Raw genomic sequence first — 14,453 nt, 5'->3', positions numbered from 1 at the left:
TTTGTCCCGGAACTTTCTATTTGTCGCGGTCGACCAACCAGCCGACAGATCAAACAGCGAAGGGACCATCCATGCCCCGCACCACCGTCGCCGGCCCGCGCCGACGCCCAGCCATCCTGCTCGCCACCGCCGCGGCATCCCTTGCGGTCGGCGTCGCCGGCTGCGGCTCGTCGGATTCGTCTTCGTCGGCGCAGCCGAGCCCGTCAGCGTCGGCGTCGGTGTCGGCGAGCGCCACGGCTGGGGTGCTCGGCATCCAGGACCCGTGGGTGAAGGCCGCCGACAAGGGCATGACCGCCGCGTTCGGCACCCTCGTCAACGACGGCGACACCGACGTGACCATCACCGCTGCGGCCACCGACGTGTCCCCCATGGAACTGCACGAGATGACCATGAAGGACGGAAAGATGGTCATGCAGCCCAAGCAGGGCGGCATTGTGGTGAAGGCACACAGCAGCACCGTGCTGCAGCCCGGTGGCGAGCACCTGATGCTGATGGACCTGAAGCAGCCGGTGAAGGCCGGCGACGAGTTGACCTTCACGCTCACCTTCGCCGACGGGAAGACCCAGACGTTCACGGCGGTGGCCAAGCCGTTCACCGGCGCCCAGGAGAGCTACGCCCCCGACCACGGCCAGCCAGCGGCATGACCGAGCGCCCCGCTGTCCGCCCGGTGAGCAGGCGTGGCCTGCTCACCGGCGGCGCCCTGACCGCAGGTGCGCTCGCCAGCGCCGCCGCCGTAACCCTCGCCCGCGCCGACAAGCCAGAAGGTCGGCCCGCCGACGCGGTGCCGGTCGCCGCCGTCGGCACCGCGGTCGAGCCGTTCCACGGCGCGCGGCAGGCCGGCGTCGCCACCGACCCGCAGTCGTACGCGGCGTTCGTCGCATTCACCCTCAAGCCCGGCACCGACCGGGCCGCGCTGGGTCGGATGCTGCGCCTGCTGTCCGACGACGCCGCCCGGCTCACCCAGGGCCGCCCGGCGCTGGCCGACACCGAACCCGAACTCGGCCTGCTGCCGGCGCGGCTGACCGTCACCTTCGGCTTCGGCCCCGGCCTCTACGCGGCGGCCGGCCTCGACGACCGGCGGCCGCCGTCGGTGGTCGACCTGCCGCCGTTCCGTGTCGATCGCCTGCAGGCCCGCTGGTCCGGTGGGGACCTGCTGCTGCAGATCTGCGCCGACGATCCGGTCACCGTCGCCCACGCCCAGCGGGTGCTGGTCAAGGACAGCCGCCCGTTCGCCACCGTCCGTTGGGTGCAGCAGGGCTTCCGCCGCGCCGCCGGCGCCGAACCCGGCCGTACCCAACGGAACCTGTTCGGTCAACTGGACGGCACCGCCAACCCCAAGCCGGGTGGGCCGCTGGAGGCCGCCGTGTGGGTGCCCGACGGGCCGGCCTGGGCGCGGGACAGCACCACCCTGGTCGTACGCCGGATCAGCATGAACCTGGAGACCTGGGACCTGCTCGGCCGCGCCGACCGGGAACTCGCCGTCGGCCGGCGCCTGGGCACCGGTGCCCCGCTCACCGGCACCGCCGAGCACGACGAGCCCGACTTCGCCGCCACCGGCCCCGACGGGCTCACCGTCATCCCCGACTTCTCGCACCTCACCCGCGCGCACGTCACCGACGACCGGCGGAAGATCCTGCGTCGCCCCTACAACTACGACGGCGTCCCCACTCCTGACGGCCACGCCGACAGCGGGCTGATCTTCGCCTCGTACCAGGCGGACATCACCCGCCAGTTCCTGCCGATTCAACAACGCTTGGCCGAACGGGACCTGCTCAACGAGTGGACCACCCCGACCGGCTCCGCTGTCTTCGCCGTCCCACCCGGCTGCCCCGAGGGCGGCTGGATCGGCCAGCAACTACTCGGCTGACCACCATCAACCCAGGGAAAGAAACACCAGTCATGCCCACTCGAATCCGCCGGCTGGGCGTCGTCGGCCTCGTCGCCGCCGTGCTGGCCGCCATGGCGGTGCTGCTGGCGCCGGCCACGCCCGCCGCCGCCCACAATTCGCTACAAGCTGCCAACCCCGCCCAGGACGCTCGTCTGTCCACGCCACCGACGCAGATCACCCTGAAGTTCCTGCAGAAGCTGGACCCGGCCTTCACCACCATCGTGCTCAGCGATGCCAGCCAGCGGAAGGTCCCCACCAGCGAACCTGCCGTTACCGCAGCCACGGGCAGGGTCACGATCAGCCAGCCGTTGTCCACCGGCACCTACACCGTCGCCTACCGGGTCGTCTCCGCTGACGGGCACCCCGTGCAGGGCTCGTACTCCTTCACGGTGGCTGCCCCGGCCGCCAGCACCGCCGCCCCGACCGCCAGCGCCGCCCCGGGCGTGGCCGCCCCCGCTGCCGCCGCCTCCCCCGCAGCGGCCAGCCCGGCGGCCTCGTCCCGCCGCTCCGACGGCTCCGGCCCGATCCTGCTGGTGGCCGGCGGGGTCACCGTCGCGGTCGTCGTCGCCGGGGTCGTGGTGCTGCGGCGTCGACGCCGCGCCACCTTCTGACCAAGACCGCGCGGGCAGGGTGTACGCCTCCCGCCCGCCCTCAACCTGCCAGGGGCATTGACATGCCAGAAACCCGTTCGCGCCAGGCTCACCCACACCATGTCCCGGACCGCTCTCGCGCCATTCGGACGCCGGCCGGACAGGGCCCCGAGACGCCAGGAACAGGGATCCCCTCCACCGGCCGGAAGAGCTCGGTCGTGGTTCCGATCGCGGCCGCGGTCTCGGCGGGAGCGGCACTCCTGATTGCCCTGCGAACTGGCGGCGCGCTCGCGGTCGCGATCCCCGGCCTGCCGGACCCCGGACCACTCACGACCTGGGCGTTGCCCCTGGTCCGGCTGCTCAGCGACGCGCTCGCCACGCTGACCGTCGGGATGCTGGTCACAGCGGCGTTCCTGCTGCCCGGGGACGGGCCGAGCGTGGCCCCGCACGGCTGGCTGCTGCTACGTCGCGCCGGCGCCCTGTCCCTCGGGTGGGCGGCCATCGCCCTGGCGCTGATCGTACTGACGGTCTCGGACCTGCTCGGCGTTCCACCGCAGCGGCTCAGTACCGCCGTGGTGGTCAGCTTCGCGTCCTCGATCTCCCAGGGACGGGCCCTTCTGCTGCAGGCCGGGCTGGCCCTGACCGTGGCGGTACTCGCCCGGGTGGGCGTGTCGCGCGGCCTCGCCGCCACGGCGACGGTGCTCGCACTGATCGCGGTGACACCGCCAGCATTCACCGGGCACGCCGCCGGAGCGGGCAATCACCAGATCGCGGTCAGCAGCCTCGTCCTGCACGTCCTGGCCGCCGCGCTGTGGATCGGCGGCCTCGCCGCGCTGCTGGCCGTCCGCCGCAGCCGGCACCTCACCGACACCGCCGGCCGATACAGCCGCCTCGCCCTGGGCTGCTTCACCGCCGTCGCAATCAGCGGACTCACCAACGCCGCCGTACGCCTCGGCACGCTGGATCAGCTGTGGCAGTCGAGGTACGGATGGCTGGTGGCCGGCAAGCTGGTCGCGCTGGTGATCCTCGGCGTCGCCGGCGCGGCGCACCGGTCCCGGACCCTGCCGGCCCTGCACGCAGGCAAACCGGGCGCGTTCCGGCGGCTGGCCGCCGGGGAACTGATCGTGTTCGCCGCCACCCTGGGGCTGGCTGTGGCGCTGTCGCGCAGCCCCACCCCGGTGGCGACCAACCCCGCCGACGCCGAGCCGCTGACCGAACTGCTCGGTTTCCCGATGCCCGCAGCCCCCACCCCGGGCAACCTGCTCGGCCAGCCCCTGCCGGACCTGTTCTTCCTCACCCTCACCGCCGGTGCGGCCGCCGCCTACCTCGCCGGGGTACGGCGGTTGCGCCGGGCCGGACACCGCTGGCCGATCGCTCGCACGGCTAGCTGGCTCGCCGGCCTGCTGGTCCTCGCCGCGTTCACCGGCCTCGGTGTGGCGCGCTACGCGTACGTGCTGTTCAGCGCCCACATGGCGCAACACATGGTGCTGTCCATGCTGGTGCCGATCCTGCTCGTCGGCGGCGCTCCGGTCACCCTCGCGCTGCGCGCCCTGCGCCGCCCGGCCGACCCGCAGGTCCGCGGCGCCCGGGAGTGGCTAATGCTCGCCCTGCACAGCCGGCCCACCAAACTGCTCACCCACCCACTGGTCGCGCTCGGCATCTACACCGGCAGCCTCTTCGGGCTCTATTTCAGCGACCTGCTCGGCACGCTGATGCGCTCCCACCTCGGCCACCTCGCCATGCTGGTCCACTTCGTGGCCTCCGGCTACCTGCTGTTCTGGGTGCTCATCGGCGTCGACCCGGGCCGGCCCAGAATCCCCCACCCGATTCTCGTGCTCATCCATCTGGCGGCGATGATGGCCCACGGGTTCTTCGGCCTGGTGCTCATGCAGACCACCACCGTCATCGCCCCGGACTGGTACACCTCCGTCCACCCCGCCTGGGCGTCTTCCCTACTGGTGGACCAGAAGCTGGGCGCGGGCATCGCCTGGGCGTTCGGCGAGATCCCCGCCGCCGCCGTCATGATCCTCCTCGTGCGCCAGTGGATCCGCGCCGACCAGCGGGAACAGGCCCGCCTCGACCGCGCCGCCGACCGCGCCGAGGCCACTGGCGAAGAGGACGAGCTGACCCACTACAACGCCTTCCTCGCCGCCGCCAGGCAGGCCGACCAAGAGCAGCACCGGCGGCAGCGCCCGTAGCCGACCCTGTCCCGCCCCTCCCGTTAGGCCACGTCGCAGCAGGTAGCGGTGCCCGCCAACCGCTTCATGGCTGGGAACCGGCGGGCCGCTTCACGTCATTGAAACGCCGCGGCCCGCGCGACGCGGGCCGTCTCCGGCGTCTGCAACGGCGACGCTCGGCCGACCGCTGCGAGGTTGCGGGCGGAGCGATGGCTGTCGCTGGCGGTCACTCGGTCCGGGAGGTGCGCTGCCGGTGGGCGGCCAGGACGAGGTCGACGAGCAGGAAGGCGAGGAGGCTGATTCCCAGCAGGGGCAGGAAGACCCCGAAGATGACGGCGACTAAGGCCACGGCCACCAGCCCGGGCCACGGCAGCGCCCGCAGACCACCACGCCGCACGGCCGGGCCGGGACGCCACCGGGCGGCGGTGGTGGGGCGCCGCTGCCACCACATCCGGTAGCCGAGCACCACCATCACGACCAGCCCCATGGCGAGGCCGGCGAGGGCAATCTGGTTCGGCAGTCCGAACAGGACGCCCATGTGGATGTCAACGCCCCAGCGGGCGAGCTTGGCCATGAACGGGTAGTCGGCAAAGCGCACGCTGTCGGTGACGGCCAGGGTGGCGGGGTCGACGGCCGCGGCGTCCACGGCGGTCGGGAAGGCGCGGTGGACCTCCGTGACGGTCCAAGTGGCCCCCGCCCCGGCGGGTAACCCGATCTCGACCTGGTCGGAGGTGATGTCGGCCGCCCGCGCGGCGGCGAGCACCTTGTCGATGTCGCTGGCGTCCGCACCATGCGTCCCGCCGGTTGCGGCACCGTGGTCGGCGTGGCCGCCCGTGGCGTCCGCAGCCGAACCCAAAGCCGTCGTGGTGACCAGGGCCGGGGTGGACCAGCCCAGGCGAGACCGCAGCTCGGTGACGTTCTCCCCGGCAAGGCGCGACCAGGTCAGGCCGGTGGCCGACAAGGCCAGCAGGCCGAGCACCAGCCACACCCCCAGCGCGCCGTGCCAGGAACGGGTCCGGACCCGGCCCCGCGCGCCCGACTCTGGGACCAGAAGGGCGCGTGCCGATCGGCGAGCACGGACCCGGGCCACCCACAGCGTGAGCCCGCCCAGCGCCACCACCCACAGCCAGGACGCGGCGAGCTCGCTGTAGAGCCGGCCCACCTCCCCCAGATGCAACGACCGGTGCAACTGGTCGATCCAGGAGCGCACCGGCAGGGAGCCGCTGGTGCCGTACACCTTTTCCTGACCCAACACGGCGCCGGTCGCGGGGTCGACGAAGACCGCATGCCGGTAGGACTCCGCCATGGTGCCGTCGTCGAACAGCACCCGCGTGGTACCGCCCTCGGGAGCCGGCCGGACCGCGACCAGACCCCGCACCGTGCTCACCTTCGTCGCGGCGGCGACCTGCTCGGCCAACGGCACCCGCGCCGACGAGGAAACCGCCGGCGCTTCGAGCAGGTCGGCGTAGACCACCCGTTCCACCTGAGGACTGAGCGCGTAGAGCCCACCGCTGGCCGCTGCCACCAGCAGGAAGGGGGCAACGAGGACACCCGCGTAGAAGTGAAGACGCAGGACCAGGGGCCGCAGCAGCGACCACACCCCCCGCCGCGCGGGCCGCGCCGCGGTATCGGAAGTCTGGTCGATCGTGGTGTCGCTGTCCACGGTCAAGGCAGAACTCCTCGTTCAGGGTGCGACGGCACCGGCCTTACCGGCGCTGCCAAGGAGGGTCACGCACCGGTTGGATCAGTCATAGAGTCGTCCGCCGGTCCTCGCTGGTTCCCGGAACGCCGAAATATATTGACGTCGGTTGAGGGTTCCTCGCACCACGCGCACTGCTGACCGACGCCGGGCAACCGGCACCGGCTGCTCGCAGGTCAGTGGTACCGGCCCACCGCATGCCGCCGCAGGCATCACTCCGCTCAGGCCAGGTTGATCGTGTACTGCGCGGTGTGCACCTTCCCGTCGACCTGGAAGTCGAAGAACGCCCGATACCGGCCCATGCTCGGTGCCGTCAGCCAAACCTTGACCGCCCCGTCGACCAGTTCCTGCTCTGGGTGGACATGCACGTAGCCCAGATCGCCCTCGCGGACCACGACCAGGTGCCCGTACGCGCCCAGATAGCGCTGCAACTGGACCGGCCCAGGGGTGCCGGTGCGGCTGACCCGGAAGAGCATCGGCGCTGCCACCCCCACTGTGGGCGTGCCGTCCATCGACACCGTGAACGGCCCGGCCATCGCCTGCGGCTGCACCGGCGGCAACGCGGCCGGGGTGTACGCGCCCGGCACGTCGTGGTCGACGCCCAGGACCAGCGGCAACGGGCCGCCGTCGGTCCCGGTCAGGGAGAAATCGGCGTAGACGCGGTATCCACCGGCCCGGGCCAGCTTCAACGGGACGCTCCAGGTGCCGTCGGGCGCCATGGTGGGGTGCAGATGCTGGTATCCGCTCAGGTCGCGACCCACCACGATCAAGTGCAACGGCTTGTCGTGTACGACGGTGAAGCGCGTCGCCGCCTGCCGGTCAGCTCCGACGATCCGGAACCGGTAGTCCACGCTCACCCCGGCCGGCTGGGACCGCCGCATCGGCTGCAGCGTGTATCCACCGGCGCTGACCGTCGTCCCGGTCGCCTGCGTCTGGCCCGCGCTGCCGTCACCCGGATGTGAGTGCGCCCCGGTACCCGGCGCATGCTGATGCCCGTCCCCCGCCACCAGTGCCCGCTGCACGGCGGGCGGCCCGCCTGCGGTTGTCGTGAGCGTCGGCGCGCCGGTGGGGGTCCGCGCGTCGCCCGTACCGATCCGCCCGATCCCGAACCCGGCCAGCAACGCCACCACCAACCCGGCGACGAGCAATGCGGAACGCGTGTTGCTCAACCAACGCCCGAGCGTCAGGGCTGGGTCGGCCATGTCGGAAGCCCCCACCCGGCCGGCGGTCACGGGCCGCGCCGTGGCGACGGCGCTCGCCGATGTCGCCTCCTGTCCGGCCGCCGACGGCGCGGTCACGGCGATGCCAACCGCCCCGTTCTTCCGCGTCGCCGGGGCGGCGGCCCGTCGTCGCTTGCCGCCGGAGCCCGACGCGGCGGCCGTGCCGTTGGCGCCGGCGCGACCGGCCGCGCCCGTTCTGCCCTTGGAGCGGGGGCCGGCGCTCTGCCGGCGAGCGGCCGCGCCCGAGCTGCGGTCCCGGCCGGAGGCCCTGCCTACGGGAGCCGGGCGGCGGCGCCAGTTCACGATGCCGGCCACGGCCGCCGCGACTGCCACCGCCCAGCCGGTCCACGCCACCCAACCGAGGCCGCCCTCGTCATCCTGGGCCGTCGAAGGAGCGGCCACCGCGGGCGGGGACGCCGACAGCGATGGCGCGGCCGGCGGGGTCGACGGCACGGGTAGCGCGGCCGGCGCAGCCGACGAATGCCCCGACCCGTGCCCGGACGACGCGTGCTGCTCGGCGGCCGCCACCAGCGACGGATCCGGCTGACTGGTCGGCGGGCGCCATCCCGGCGCCGCTGCCGTCACCCGCCCCGTGTAGCGGAAGCTCATCGTGCCCCGCACAGGCTCACCGTCCGAGGCCACCGACAGGTAGCTCACCGAGTACTGCCCCGCCGCCGGCAGATGCGCCAGCGTCACCACCGCCGGGAACCCCGTCGAGTACTCGCGCGGCTCGAACTTCCCCGCGACCAGGAAGTACTCCCGTACCGGCTTGTCCAGCGGCTTGGGCGACCCATGGTTCCAGCCGTTGTCGACCCGTCCGCCACCCGGCGCGGTGATCGTGAAGTACGCGTTGTCGGCGACCCGCTCCGTGAAGTAGAGCTGCACTGCCGCCAGCGGCTCGTTCACAGTCACACCCTCGGCCGGTGTGGACATCGCCAAGGTGCCGTGAGCTGCCGCGGGCGAGGCGAACCCGAGGACCGCGACCGCTGAGACGAGGACACACGCGAGCAGGCCCGAGGCCGCGCGTCCAGGAGCCGGAGGGAGACGACGCATCAGAGCATCCTCGCGACGGGGAGGCTTTAGTCAAGGCATCGACAACTTTTTATTCAAATAGCAAAAGTTCTGCCCGCTCTGGCTCAACATACGAGCAGAGTCCACGAAACTTCCTCCGCCAGGACGCCGAGCTACCCAACCCCACTGCGGGGCGGCAGCCCCGAAAACATCCGCAGCGTGGAGGACCAGACGTGGACGACAACACACGGACGACCCGCTTGGCCCTTGCCGCCGGCGACGGCGACCAGGCCGCGGCATCCGCGTTCATCCGCGCCACCCAGCAGCAGGTATGGCGGCTCATCGCCCACCTCGCCGGGCCTAACGAGGCCGACGACCTGACTCAGGAAACCTACCTGCGGGCGCTGCGCAGCCTGCCCAGGTTCACCGCCGCCTCCTCCGCCCGCACCTGGCTGTTCGTGATCGCCCGACGGGTCGTCGTCGACCACCACCGCGCCGCAGCCGCTCGACCTCAGCCCTCCCAGCTGGAAGACTCGTACACCGCCACACACTCGAGAGCCGCCCGTGGCTTCCCGGTCGAGGACAAGGTCATTCTGCGACAGCTTCTGGACCACCTCTCACCCGAGCGGCGGGAAGCATTCGTCGCCACGCAGGTGCTCGGCCTCTCGTACGCCGAAGCCGCACAGGTCTGCGACTGCCCCGTCGGCACGATCCGGTCCCGGGTCGCCCGCGCCCGCGACGACCTCATCACTGCCATGGCCGACGCCGACATCACCGGCAGCCGGGAACGCCGCTCCAGCTGACCTGGCGAGGTCGTAGTTGGATGGCGCCGGAGCCGGGTCTACTGGTTGACGGGCAAATCGACGGTTCTGGTGGCCCAGCGGGCCAGCAGGGCCGGGTCGTGGGTGATCAGCAGGACCCCTGCGGCGTGCTGGCGTTGGTAGTCGGTGATGACGGCGGCAAGGTGGGCCTGGGTGGAGGCGTCGAGCATGGCGGTGGCCTCGTCGCAGATGAGGTGGGCGGGCTGGTGGACGAGGGCGCGGGCCAGGCAGGCGCGTTGCAGTTGGCCGCCGCTGACGGCGTGCGGACGCCGGGTGAGCAGGTCCGGGGTGAGGCCGACGAGGTCGGCCAGCTCCGCCGCGCGCCTGGACGCCTCGTGCGTGGGAGTGCCGGTGGCGCGCAGTGGTTCGGCGATAAGGTCGGCGAGGTTGAGCCGGGGGTCGGTGGCGGCGCGGGGGCTCTGGAACAGGATCGCGACCCGGGTCCGCAGGGCGGCGGGCAGCCGGTGCCGGACCCCGGTACGGGCCGGTCCCGACCGGCTTACGGTTGAACTCGGCGGTGTTGACGTCCTGACCGGCGAAGGCCTTTTGCTGGCACGATGCCCAGCGCCAACCGCTGCAGGAACGGCGCGTAGGCGTACTTGAGTGTGAACACCACGGTCGACGGGTCCGGCGCGGCGACCGAGGCGAGCATGTCCAGATCCGAGCGCAGCGTGGAGTCGACCTTCGGGTCCAGCACCGCCTGGTAGGTGAAGACGACATCCTGGGCGGTCAGCGGGCTGCCGTCGTGGAACAGCACAGGGTCGCGCAGCTTCGCCGTGACCGTCTCCCCGTCGGCGGAGACGGTAGGCAGCTCCCGGGCCAGCGCCGGCACCAGTTGGTTGCGGGCGTCGCGGGCCACCAGACCGTCGAAGATCAACGAACCGCCGTCGACGCCGTAGTTCAGCACGGGGTTCAGGGTGTCCGGCTCACCCGAGGTCGCCACGACCAGCGTTCCGGCACCGCGCGCGGCGTCCGTCGGCGTCGCCGGCGACGAGCAGCCCGCTGCGACCAGGACAGCAGCGGCCAGGACGGCAGCGGCCAGCGCCGCCACTCGGGTGGACAGAGGCTAACCGATTTGATTATCGATGATCAGTGACCATAGGTTGGCCTGTGTGGAACGTTTCGGCTTTCCAAGGCCGGGAAGCGTGTCGGTGTTCACCCCGTGCACGTTTGGGTTGGCTCGGGGAGGGTTCCGGTGGTGCGGGTCGGCGGTAGGGCCGGTTTTTGTGGATCGGTGTTGAGGCGTTGAATCGGTGAGCGGGAAGCTGCGGCTGGCCGAGGGTGAGGCCGCCCGCACCGCGTGTGCCCGCGCTGTGCTGCGCACCGGCGTGGACAAGGCAACCGGCGAGGTCCTGTCTCCGGCGGTGCTGGCGCGGCGGGTTGGTTGGTGTGCCGATCTGGTTGTCCCGCACCGGGTTTGATGGAGACATCGAAACCTGGGAGGAACACCTGCGATGCCCGCACCGAAGAAGTACAACGATGAGCTGCGTGAGCGTGCGACTCGGTTGGCGGTCGAGGCCCGCCGGGATCCGGCCAGCGCGGTCGGAGCGATCCGGCGGATCGCTGGTCAGCTCGGGGTTCATCCGGAGGCGTTGCGCACGTGGGTGAAGAAGGCCGAGACCGACGCCGGGCAGCGGCCGGGCACCACCAGCGGCGACGCCGAACGCATCGCCGCTCTCGAACGGGAAGTGCGTGAGCTGCGGCGGGCGAACCAGATCCTGAAGTCCGCGGCGAGTTTCTTCGCGGCGGAGCTGTGCGCCATGTAGCGCTGATTGATCGAGGAGGGGTGAGAGACCTTTCCCGCCGGGTCGTCGCAGCGGCCTGGTGAAGCCTGAGGGCAGCCTGATCCGTGCAACGGCGGTGAGGGTGGCAAGCGGCCCTGACGAGGGCGGGACGTGCCGGGACTGCCAGACGGTGCGGGCCTGTTCGGCGAGGCCAGACGGTGTAACGCGAGTGAACCAGTGGTTGAAGCTCCGTAACAGCGAAGCCGGCTCGAAACCTGGTGGATCTGGGCCGGTGTGCAGTGCACGACCGCCACGATCATGTGGTGGTCGACTCCGAAGCCGTGTAGCTCCAACGGTGGGGAGGCCGCGGTGAAGGTCTGCGGCGTAGCCGTGGCGATGCTGCCGGAGTAGAGCTGGGCACCTCGCTGGCCGATCGATCGATAAGTGAACGTGGGAACCGACCGGTTGTCCGCCCGCTGGCTGTCTATCCAGGACGGTCGCGGGCAGGTGAGTTGCCGCTGATGGGTGGCTGGTCGGGGCGGAGGCCTCGTAGTAGTCGCGGGCGTGACGACCCGCCGTCGGGGTCCGGGAGAGCCGGACGCAGGGCGAAGGGGGCCAGCAAGTCAAGCAGTACGGATGCCGGAATGCCAGGAGGTTGTCGCCGGTGAATACCGACGAGCTGGAGTCGGCCCTTCGTCGGGCCGAAGACCGGGTACTGGGGATCCAGACCAAGCTGCACCGTTGGGCTCGTGATGATCCTCGTCGCGTGTTCGACGACCTGTTCAACCTCGTCACCGATCGAGCGTTCCTGTTGGTGGCGTGGAATCGGGTGCGGAGCAACAAGGGCGCCAAGACCGCTGGGGTGGACGGCGCGACCGCGCTGTCCATCGTCGTGCGGGTCGGGGTCGAGGAGTTCCTCGACATGCTGCGGGCCTCGCTGAAGGATCGCAGCTTCCGGCCGGTGCCGGTGCGGGAGCGGATGATTCCCAAGCCCGGTGGCAAGCTGCGCCGGTTGGGGATCGCTACGATCACCGACCGGGTGGTGCAGGCGTCGATGAAGCTGGTGTTGGAGCCGATCTTCGAGGCGGATTTCCTCCCGTGTTCCTACGGGTTCCGCCCGGGACGCCGGGCCCATGACGCGGTGGCCGAGATCCGTTACCTGGCTACGAGACCACGCAGCTACGAGTGGGTCGTGGAAGGTGACATCAAGGCCTGCTTCGACGAGATCGACCACGCTTGCCTGATGGCACGGGTGCGTGGCCGTATCGCCGATAAGCGCGTGCTGGACCTGGTGAAGGCGTTCCTGAAGTCGGGCATCCTCGGCGAGGACCGCCAACTGCGGGAGACCAACGCCGGCACTCCGCAAGGGTCGATCCTGTCCCCGCTGCTGAGCAACATCGCCTTGTCGGTGCTGGACGAGTATGTCGCCCAGCGCCCTGGTGGCCCGTCCACCAGCAAGGTCGAGAAAGCTCGGCGGCTTCGGCACGGCCTGCCGAACTTCAAGCTTGTCCGGTATGCCGACGACTGGTGCCTGATGATCAAAGGCAGCCAGGCGGACGCCGAAGCGCTGCGGGACGAGATCGCCGGGGTCCTGGCCACGATGGGCCTGCGCCTGCCAGAGGCCAAGACTCTGATCACCCACATCGACGAGGGAATGGACTTCCTCGGCTGGCGCATCCAGCGTCATCGCAAGAGGGGGACCAACCGGCATTTCATCTACACCTATCCGGCCAAGAAGTCGCTCAAAGCGGTGATGGCCAAGGTGAAGACCCTGTGCCGGCAGGTCGAGGTGAACCAGCCGCTGGACGACCTGATCCGCAGGCTCAACCAAGCGGTACGGGGCTGGTGCGCCTACTTCCGGCCCGGCGTATCGTCGGCGACCTTCGCCTACCTCAGCCACTACCTGTGGCAGACGGTCTGGCGATGGCTCCGGCGAAAACACCGCCGGACCACCTGGAAGGAACTGCGCCGCCGCTACTGCGACGGCGGATGGTGGCCCCACGGACAACGGGAACTGTTCGACCCGGAGAAACTGAGCACCACTCGGTACCTCTACCGCGGCGCGAACATCCCCACTCCCTGGCCAACCACCTAACGACGAGACACCACGACCCCGCACGGGACTTGTGGAGAGCCCGGTGCATTGAAAGGTGCACGCCGGGTTCGGGAAGCGGCCCGCAGAAACAGACCGACCAAAAAAAAAAAAAAATCGGAACTGCGCTGCGGGCCGACTTCACGGACCGTCCGTCGCGATGAAGGTCGATTTCGTCGACTCCCAGAAGGCCGAGCACGGTGTCCAGCCGGTCCTGCAGGCGCTGCAAGACACGCCGGCACAGATCGCACCGTCGACCTACTACGCCGCCAAGACCCGTCCGGCCAGCGCCCGCTGCCGGCGCGATGAGGAGCTGACCGCGGTGATCGAGCGGATCCACGCGGAGAACTACGGCGTCTACGGCGCCCGCAAGATCTGGCATGACCTGCACCGCCAAGGGGTGCGGGTGGCCCGGTGCACGGTCGAGCGGCTGATGCGTGAGTCCGGGCTGCGTGGGCTGCTGCGCGACAAGTCGCCCCGCACGACCCGCCCGGCAGGCGAGACCAGCCGCCCTGCTGACCTGGTCAGACGGGACTTCACCGCAGCGGGCCCGAACCAGCTGTGGGTCGCGGATCTGACCTACGTGCGCACCAGCGTGGGCTGGGTGTACGCCGCGTTCGTCCTCGACGTGTACTCCCGCATGATCGTCGGCTGGCAGGTGTCTACGTCGCTCTACGCGGATTTGGCTCTCGACGCGTTGAAGATGGCGATGTGGCGCCGCGAGAATCAAGGCGCTGACCTGGGCGGACTCGTCCATCATTCCGACCGGGGAGTCCAGTATCGAGCGATTCGCTACAGCCAGCGGCTGGCCGAGGCCGGCGCCGTCGCCTCGGTCGGCTCCAAGGGCGACTCGTACGACAACGCCATGGCCGAGGCGTTCAACTCCCTGTACAAGGCCGAACTCGTCCGGAACAAGGGCCCGTGGCGCGGGCTCGACGACCTGGAGATGGCCACCGTCGAGTACATCGACTGGTACAACAACCGACGCGTGCGCCACGAGGCGCCGTATCACCGAGTGGAGGTGAGAGACCTTCACCGCCTGGCCGTCGCAGCGGTCGGGTGAAGCTGGGGGCAGCCTGAGCCGGGGGACGCCGGGGAGGGTGGCAAGCAGCCCCGACAACGTCGGGACGGTCCGGAACTGCCAGACGGGCCGGGTCCGGCTAGCAAGGCCAGCAGGCGTAACGCGAGTGAACCAGCGTCTGAAGCTCCGTAAGGGTTGTACCGGCTCGAA

General features: G+C 70.7%; 13 protein-coding genes. 9 read left to right on the top strand and 4 right to left on the bottom strand.

The window, feature by feature from the left end; genetic code table 11:
* The first annotated feature begins 71 nt into the window (after positions 1–71).
* From ACFYM6_RS22805 to ACFYM6_RS22790, 4 genes are all read left to right on the top strand, one after another.
* Positions 72–644, top strand: a complete 573-nt coding sequence (locus ACFYM6_RS22805; protein WP_387278445.1) for a copper chaperone PCu(A)C — start codon at positions 72–74, stop codon at positions 642–644.
* Complete coding sequence (locus ACFYM6_RS22800; RefSeq protein ID WP_387278443.1) at positions 641–1,867, top strand: Dyp-type peroxidase; 1,227 nt, start codon at positions 641–643, stop codon at positions 1,865–1,867. Before ACFYM6_RS22805 ends, ACFYM6_RS22800 begins: the two co-directional genes overlap by 4 nt.
* A 32-nt stretch (positions 1,868–1,899) precedes the next feature.
* A complete protein-coding gene (locus tag ACFYM6_RS22795; RefSeq protein ID WP_387278441.1) occupies positions 1,900–2,499 on the top strand; it encodes a copper resistance protein CopC in 600 nt (199 codons plus the stop codon).
* A 197-nt stretch (positions 2,500–2,696) separates the two neighbouring features.
* Positions 2,697–4,676 (top strand): cytochrome c oxidase assembly protein, encoded by a 1,980-nt coding sequence (locus tag ACFYM6_RS22790; RefSeq protein WP_387278439.1) that lies wholly within the window; start codon positions 2,697–2,699, stop codon positions 4,674–4,676.
* A 205-nt stretch (positions 4,677–4,881) separates the two neighbouring features.
* On the opposite strand, the gene ACFYM6_RS22785 is transcribed toward ACFYM6_RS22790, so the two are convergent.
* A complete protein-coding gene (locus ACFYM6_RS22785) occupies positions 4,882–6,318 on the bottom strand; it encodes a PepSY-associated TM helix domain-containing protein (protein WP_387278674.1) in 1,437 nt (478 codons plus the stop codon).
* A 257-nt stretch (positions 6,319–6,575) separates the two neighbouring features.
* Positions 6,576–8,627: a copper resistance protein CopC gene (locus tag ACFYM6_RS22780; RefSeq protein ID WP_387278437.1), complete on the bottom strand. Its 2,052-nt coding sequence runs from the start codon at positions 8,625–8,627 to the stop codon at positions 6,576–6,578.
* A 191-nt stretch (positions 8,628–8,818) separates the two neighbouring features.
* On the opposite strand from ACFYM6_RS22780, the gene ACFYM6_RS22775 reads away from it, so the two are divergent.
* Complete coding sequence (locus ACFYM6_RS22775) at positions 8,819–9,388, top strand: sigma-70 family RNA polymerase sigma factor (RefSeq protein ID WP_387278435.1); 570 nt, start codon at positions 8,819–8,821, stop codon at positions 9,386–9,388.
* Between the two features lie 38 nt (positions 9,389–9,426).
* Here the strand turns inward: ACFYM6_RS22775 and ACFYM6_RS22770 are convergent, their stop codons facing one another.
* Positions 9,427–9,834, bottom strand: a complete 408-nt coding sequence (locus ACFYM6_RS22770) for an ATP-binding cassette domain-containing protein (RefSeq protein WP_387278672.1) — start codon at positions 9,832–9,834, stop codon at positions 9,427–9,429.
* A gap of 71 nt (positions 9,835–9,905) precedes the next feature.
* On the bottom strand, positions 9,906–10,457 hold the full coding sequence (locus ACFYM6_RS22765; RefSeq protein WP_387278433.1) for an ABC transporter substrate-binding protein: 552 nt from the start codon (positions 10,455–10,457) through the stop codon (positions 9,906–9,908).
* A gap of 202 nt (positions 10,458–10,659) precedes the next feature.
* Here ACFYM6_RS22765 and ACFYM6_RS22760 point away from each other — a divergent pair, with 202 nt between their 5' ends.
* From ACFYM6_RS22760 to ACFYM6_RS22745, 4 genes are all read left to right on the top strand, one after another.
* Positions 10,660–10,827 carry a hypothetical protein gene (locus ACFYM6_RS22760; RefSeq protein ID WP_387278431.1) on the top strand — a complete coding sequence of 56 codons (168 nt, stop codon included), beginning with the start codon at positions 10,660–10,662 and terminating at the stop codon, positions 10,825–10,827.
* A 33-nt stretch (positions 10,828–10,860) separates the two neighbouring features.
* Positions 10,861–11,172, top strand: coding sequence for a transposase (locus ACFYM6_RS22755; RefSeq protein WP_387278429.1), 312 nt, complete (start codon positions 10,861–10,863; stop codon positions 11,170–11,172).
* Between the two features lie 622 nt (positions 11,173–11,794).
* Positions 11,795–13,225: a group II intron reverse transcriptase/maturase gene (gene ltrA / locus ACFYM6_RS22750; RefSeq protein WP_387278428.1), complete on the top strand. Its 1,431-nt coding sequence runs from the start codon at positions 11,795–11,797 to the stop codon at positions 13,223–13,225.
* Positions 13,226–13,280: 55 nt separating this feature from the next.
* Positions 13,281–14,285 carry an IS3 family transposase gene (locus ACFYM6_RS22745; RefSeq protein ID WP_387278426.1) on the top strand — a complete coding sequence of 335 codons (1,005 nt, stop codon included), beginning with the start codon at positions 13,281–13,283 and terminating at the stop codon, positions 14,283–14,285.
* The last annotated feature ends 168 nt before the right edge of the window (positions 14,286–14,453 follow it).

Source organism: Micromonospora sp. NPDC006431 (assembly GCF_042870725.1).
Taxonomy (GTDB): domain Bacteria; phylum Actinomycetota; class Actinomycetes; order Mycobacteriales; family Micromonosporaceae; genus Micromonospora.
This window is presented reverse-complemented; position numbering and strand designations above follow the sequence as displayed.